Raw genomic sequence first — 5670 nt, forward strand, 5'->3', positions numbered from 1 at the left:
GCGAACGCGGTGGTGGTCTCCGCCATCGAGGGCATGGCCGGGGTGGGCAAGACCCAGCTCGCCATCCACGCCGCCCACGAACTGGTACGCGCCGGCCACTTCGCTGACATGCAACTGCACGTGAACCTGCGGGGATTCGACCCCGAGTTCCCGCCCGCGGACCCGTCGGCGGTCCTGGAGGCCTTCCTGCGGCAGCTGGGCGTACCGGCGCAGCAGATCCCCGGGAGCGGGGACGAGCGGGCGGCGATGTTCCGCGACCGAATGCGGGATCGCAGCGCCTTGGTGCTGCTGGACAACGCCGCCGATGAGGACCAGGTCCGCGACCTGATCCCGTCCGGTCCTGCCTGCCTCGTGCTGATCACCAGCCGCCGCAGCCTGGCTGGTCTGGATGGCGCCTCCCCACACATGATCGGCGCCTTCTCCGAAGCCGAGTCTTTGAGCCTGTTGATGCGGATTGCTGGCCGCGAGCGCGTCACGGCCGAACCCGAGGCGGCCGCCCGGATCGTGGAGTATTGCGACCGTCTCCCGCTGGCCTTGGCACTGACCGCGGCGCGGCTGCGCTCCCGGCCGGCGTGGAGCCTTCCGGAACTCGCCGACCGGGTGCAGGCCGGGCGGCTGGAGGCGATCCGCGCCGGCGGCCGCGCGATACGCCCCGTGTTTGACAGCTCCTACCAGGCGCTCCCGGACGTTGCGCAGCAGCTGTTCCGTTTGCTCGGGCTTCATCCGGGTCCGGAATTCAGTGCTGGGGCAGTAGCCGCGCTGTCGGGCAGCACCGTCGGCGAGGCCACCGAGGCGCTGGAACTGCTCCTGGACGAGCATCTGCTGCAGCAAAGGCGCAGCGGGCGTTTCGAACTCCACGACCTGCTGCGTGCCTACGCCCTCGATTTGGTAGGACAGGACGACGAGGCGGTCAAGGAAGCGGCCCTCGCCAGGATCACTTCCTGGTACACGCACAGCGTCTACGAGGCACTGACCGCGCTCCAGAAAGTGGCTGACCCGCCCACCGTGCCGTGCGTAAGCGATCCGGCACCGTTGGATTCGCACGACGCGGCCTTGGCATGGCTGGCGGATGAGGAGACCAATCTGGAGCACCTCATGAGTACCGCCGCCGCCTCCGGGTTCCACGACGCAGCCTGGCAGACGGGCCGCAGTCTGTATCGCCTCCACTCTGAGAGCGGCAGAGATGCCGACGCCGTCCGGGTAAGTCAGATGGCCGCGGAATCAGCCAGGAAGGCGGGCAACCGCCCCGCCGAGGGGCGGGCCCTCTGCAACTTGGGATGGACCTATGCCGAGCTGGGGCGTCGCCGCCCTGGCGCTTACCTGGACATGGCCGAAGCCTGCATGCGCAGGGCAGTGGACCTGTGCGGTGGAGCGGGCGACGAGCACGACAAGGCCTACGTGCTCAACGGCCTGGGGAAGGTCCTCGGCGAACAGAGCAAATACGCTGAGGCGCTCGACTCCTACGGGGCGGCACTGACGATCTACCAGAAGGAAGGCGACCGCGGCCGCATCGGCGCTACGCACTGCAACATCGGCACCATCCACTTCAAGAGGAAAGACTACGACCTGGCCCTCGCCCATCTCCTCCCTTCCCTGAAGATCCTCGACACCCCGGAAGCCGACAGCTTCAGGATTGTCATCGTGGTCGGGAACATCGCCGAGGCCTACTTCCTCTCCGGCGAGTACGACAAGGCGCACAGCTATGAGTCACGTCGGCTCGCCCTGGCCCGCACTTATGGGTACACCCTGCAGGAAGCCGAGAGCCTGCTCAACACCGGCGACATCCACTACGCCCTCGGAAACATCACCGAGGCGCGAAAGGCCTGGACTGAATCAGCCACCCTGTACGAACAACTCGACAACCCCCGCGCCGCCGAGGCACGGCATCGTGCCGATGCCCCAGACAGCAACACCGCCTCAGCCCGGATCCACCGGCTGGATGCCTGTGGATAGTTCTTCCAGAAACGAAGAAGTGCCTTGTGACCTGCGATGATGGGGTTTCTCTAGGACCACATCAAGCACGATCGGCAAGGCGCTTCGGAGAGCCCGCGCTGGTCGATGCCTACCGCGCCCGCCGGGCCGTGGACCACGCCCTCGGTCTCCCTGACGTTCGCACTACGTGACCTATCTGGTTCCGTTTCTGCCGGATCCGTCGCCGTGCTGTACGCCCTGCTGTACGGTCGTGGTATGTCGAAGTCAGTGACGATCCGGGTCCCCGAAGAGCTCCACGCCCAGCTGCAGGAGCGTGCCGAGGCCGAGGGCACCACGGTGACCGCGCTCATTACCGAGGCCGCACGCAACGCGGTCCGCGACCCCCGCCTCGAAGGCGCCGCGGAGATCTTCCGCAAGTTCGTCGCCGACAACGCGGACGCGTTCGACGCAGCCTTCCCCGACGACACCCCCGCCAGCCTGGACGCTGCCGGACACCAGGGGCGGGCGGCCTGACGTGGACCTCCACATCGACATCCGCTGGCTCCTGGAGCGCCAGGCGGAGGTCCTGCCCAAACACCCCGAAGTCCACGACTTCTCCAACCTCGTGGCCGCCATCGCCCGGCACCGCGTCAACCCCCCACAAGTCGGCGCCATCGTCGACAACGCCTGGCGCGCGGCCGCCCTCATGCACGCCGTCATCCGGCTGCGCCCGCTCCCGGCCCGCAACGCCCTGTACGGCGCCGCCATCGTCGTGGCGTACATGGACGCCACGGGCGAGGCCATCGACCCACCGTACGGGGCGCTCATCGATCTCGCCCAGGACATCGACGCCGGCCGCGCCGACGGGTACGACACCGCCGCCCGCATCCGCTCCTGGCGACTCTGACCACCTGGCCCCGCGCGGTCTGCGCCCCGGACGGCCTCCTTCGAGGGCATCCGTCGGCCACCTCCGGAATCGGCTTCCCGGTCTCCGTCACGATCCGTACCGCCCCCTCACGGAACTCGGCGTCGTAGAGGCGCTTCCTGGACGCCATGACCCCCAACTATCCCTCCGGTCACGGTCTCCACAGTAGGAGGGGAGGTGCATTCGACCAGTGTCCCCTAACCGCGTAGACGATGCGGTTCGGCGGCATTGACCAGGGAGTTCGTAGGGTGTTGGCACGCATGCGGCACACCCGGGCGAGCGTCGCCAGGATCCAGGCAGTGCGTCGGACGGGATAGCCCACGCGTTCCCGGTCGCAGAGGAAAACGCGTGCGGCCCACACGCGGCGGACGCACCTGCATGGGCTGCTGCCCCCACGGGGTCCGCCGCCGACGGCGCGCTCGGATACCAGCCGGGCAGCAAGAAACCGCCGGCCGATACCCATCCGGCCGGGGGTCTCCTCATGCGCCGTTACGCGGGGCGGATGTGCTCCGCCTGCGGGCCCTTCTGCCCCTGCGCGACATCGAACGTGACCCGCTGGCCCTCTTCCAGGGAGCGGAAGCCGGAGGCGTCGATGTTCGAGTAGTGGGCGAAGACGTCGGGGCCGCCGCCGTCCTGCTCGATGAAGCCGAAGCCCTTCTCCGCGTTGAACCACTTGACGGTACCGCTGGCCATGCCTGTCTCCCTCAAGGAATTTCGGGCCCCGCACCGTGCGGGATCCGGAGGTGATCGCCTTGGTCCGGAGAGGCGCTGAACAGCAAGAACGCCCGAGACGTGTGTCACGGGCGAACGGGACTTCGGAACCACGACTACTGGTATCGACGCTACACCGGGAGCGGCCACACGTCACAGGCCTTTCGGAACCGCGCGAGCGAGTCTCTAGGACCACGACGGCTGCGCAGGTCAGCTACCGGCCGACGTCTCGGCGGCTGCGGACGGCCTTCCATGCCGGCCCGGTGAGATCGGCGACCATCATCCCGTCGGCACCCTCGCGAACGAGGATCCATCCCTTCGCCTTGAGCCCTTCGAGCTGCTGCCGAATGTCCGGGCCCAGCTCCTCGACGAGCTGTGCCTCCCGCGGTTGCGTGCCGGCGTCCAGGAGTGCCGCGAGCCGGAAGACGAGCGCTTCCTCCTCAGCGGTGATACGGAAGTCCATGCGCTGACGCTACGCCCCTGCCGACCCGGGCGCGCGGCCTCCCCCTCAGCTCTGAGGTGCCTCGCTTTCCGGACCGGCACCGGACGGTGCCGCGCACAGCGCGTCAAGACATGATCGGGTCATGCGCATACGCAGGGAAGTGCGGTGGCTTCTGTGGGGGCTGTGGTCGGTATGCCTGGCGATCGCCATATGGATCGTCGTGACAGTGATAGCGGTGGCGTATGTCCTGATCACGCACGGCGAACCCTTCGGCTGCTGGACGGACGGCTGCGCCCCCTCCGGCCGGTGAGCCGAAGAACACCGACGGCCCGCTGCGGGGGTGGACGCAGCGGGCTGCGTGAAGGTGGTGAGCGCAGTTTAGGGCGCCCCCAGCAGGGCGGGTGCCTGAGCGGCCGTCCCCGTCGGGGGAGGCAGGGACGGCCGCGTCTCCAGCGCTCGGCCCTGGTGATTCGCCGTCAGCGAGCCTGCTGGAGATCATCCCGCCCCTGGGGCGGTCGGCGTCGCGGCCGGGAACGGGAAGTCATTCGGACCACTCGGTGCGGCTGGCATCGGCGACAGAGGTACGCCCGAAGTAGAAGGAAACGTGCCGCGAATCGCTGTGCGGCGCCCGCGTGCAATAGCGAGTCATCTTCGGATGCTCCAACCCGCAGTACCCGGCGGCCCGGTGCGCGGACTGCGCGGCCTCCGCCATCCTCTTCAGGCTATGGGGAGGATACGGCTTCCGTTAGACGATCAGTTCATCCAGCGGCACCTGGGGGAGGAGTCGCGGTTCAGGTCGCCCTGGGGCCACCAGATGTCGCCGAGGACGCGGTGCTGGCGCCCCTGAGTGCCCAGGGTGTGGGCGGCTTCGAGTGCGGCGCGAAGTCACCGCTCATGCGGGCGAGGTGTGTCAGGCCGCGGCGGGCGTCGGGGGCGAGGCGGCCGCCGCCGTCGGCGACGCGCTGCATCCCGTCGCGGGAGGTGGCGATCCCCGCGACGCGCAGCGATGCCTCAAGCGCAACATCTGCCGCCAGATCTTCAAGATCCTCGAACAGACGACCCGGTCGGACGTGGAAGAGCTTCCTCAAGCGGCTTGACACGACATAGCAGCCTCGGGGGGCGCGTCGGTCACCGGGACGCAGTCCAGGCCTGGCCGGGGGACCGGTTCGACGAGTGAGCGGGGGAGCACCCCTATCATCCGGCTCACCGTGATCATCTGAAGCATCTGGACCACGTCGGCGACCTCGGGACCGGAACTGGGCCGGGCTGTGCGCAGGGCGTTCGTCTGTGACTACCTCGCCGACGTCGAACTGCGCCAGGAGATCTACGAGGGATTGCAGGTCGTGGAGAACTGGAACTCCGCGAACAAGGACCTTTTCTACGCAAGGACGGCGACCTGGCCGGGCAGGACAAGGAGTCCCGGGAGGTCAGCATGCTCGCGCTGCACCTGCTTCCGTCGGCCCTGGTCTACCTGTTGACTGAACAGGTGAACACCCTGCTGATGCAGCAGGTCCTGGCCGATCCGAAGTGGACCGACACCCTCACCGACGCGGACCGGCGCGCGCTGTCCCCGCTGTTCTGGACACACGTAAATCCTGCGGCCGGCACTGTCACGTTGACCTGGCCCCGTGAGATGATCTTCGGGTCATCGTGGGAGGGCTTCTCGTGGACACCGTGCCGT

Annotated in this window: 7 protein-coding genes and 1 pseudogene; 6 read left to right on the plus strand and 2 right to left on the minus strand. The window is 68.2% G+C overall.

The genetic code is table 11. The features are described 5' to 3' along the window. From LE548_RS44885 to LE548_RS44895, 3 genes are all read left to right on the plus strand, one after another. Positions 1–1953 (plus strand): tetratricopeptide repeat protein (locus tag LE548_RS44885; RefSeq protein ID WP_225102803.1); only part of this gene is annotated, 1953 nt, incomplete at its 5' end. Between the two features lie 234 nt (positions 1954–2187). Beyond that, positions 2188–2445: a YlcI/YnfO family protein gene (locus LE548_RS44890; protein ID WP_225102804.1), complete on the plus strand. Its 258-nt coding sequence runs from the start codon at positions 2188–2190 to the stop codon at positions 2443–2445. Position 2446: 1 nt separating this feature from the next. After that, positions 2447–2818: a toxin Doc gene (locus LE548_RS44895; RefSeq protein ID WP_225102805.1), complete on the plus strand. Its 372-nt coding sequence runs from the start codon at positions 2447–2449 to the stop codon at positions 2816–2818. Positions 2819–3325: 507 nt separating this feature from the next. Here the strand turns inward: LE548_RS44895 and LE548_RS44900 are convergent. Next, positions 3326–3529, minus strand: a complete 204-nt coding sequence (locus tag LE548_RS44900; protein ID WP_225102806.1) for a cold-shock protein — start codon at positions 3527–3529, stop codon at positions 3326–3328. Positions 3530–3761: 232 nt separating this feature from the next. After that, positions 3762–4010, minus strand: coding sequence for a hypothetical protein (locus LE548_RS44905; RefSeq protein ID WP_225102807.1), 249 nt, complete (start codon positions 4008–4010; stop codon positions 3762–3764). Positions 4011–4131: 121 nt separating this feature from the next. Here LE548_RS44905 and LE548_RS44910 point away from each other — a divergent pair, with 121 nt between their 5' ends. The 3 genes and pseudogenes from LE548_RS44910 to LE548_RS44920 all read left to right on the plus strand — a co-directional run. Further along, positions 4132–4299, plus strand: coding sequence for a hypothetical protein (locus tag LE548_RS44910; protein ID WP_225102808.1), 168 nt, complete (start codon positions 4132–4134; stop codon positions 4297–4299). A gap of 562 nt (positions 4300–4861) precedes the next feature. Continuing rightward, complete coding sequence (locus LE548_RS46350; RefSeq protein ID WP_308031239.1) at positions 4862–5086, plus strand: hypothetical protein; 225 nt, start codon at positions 4862–4864, stop codon at positions 5084–5086. A gap of 171 nt (positions 5087–5257) precedes the next feature. Further along, a pseudogene (locus tag LE548_RS44920) lies at positions 5258–5670 on the plus strand (Tn3 family transposase); the annotation flags it as partial.

Source organism: Streptomyces sp. CoH27 (genome assembly GCF_020181035.1).
Classification (GTDB): domain Bacteria; phylum Actinomycetota; class Actinomycetes; order Streptomycetales; family Streptomycetaceae; genus Streptomyces; species Streptomyces camelliae.

Excerpts from the sequence above, each read along its gene's own strand:
- LE548_RS44890 (WP_225102804.1), top strand. The coding sequence starts at position 2,188 with ATGTCGAAGTCAGTGACGATCCGGGTCCCCGAAGAGCTCCACGCCCAG.
- LE548_RS44900 (WP_225102806.1), bottom strand. The coding sequence starts at position 3,529 with ATGGCCAGCGGTACCGTCAAGTGGTTCAACGCGGAGAAGGGCTTCGGC.
- LE548_RS44905 (WP_225102807.1), bottom strand. The coding sequence starts at position 4,010 with ATGGACTTCCGTATCACCGCTGAGGAGGAAGCGCTCGTCTTCCGGCTC.
- LE548_RS44910 (WP_225102808.1), top strand. The coding sequence starts at position 4,132 with ATGCGCATACGCAGGGAAGTGCGGTGGCTTCTGTGGGGGCTGTGGTCG.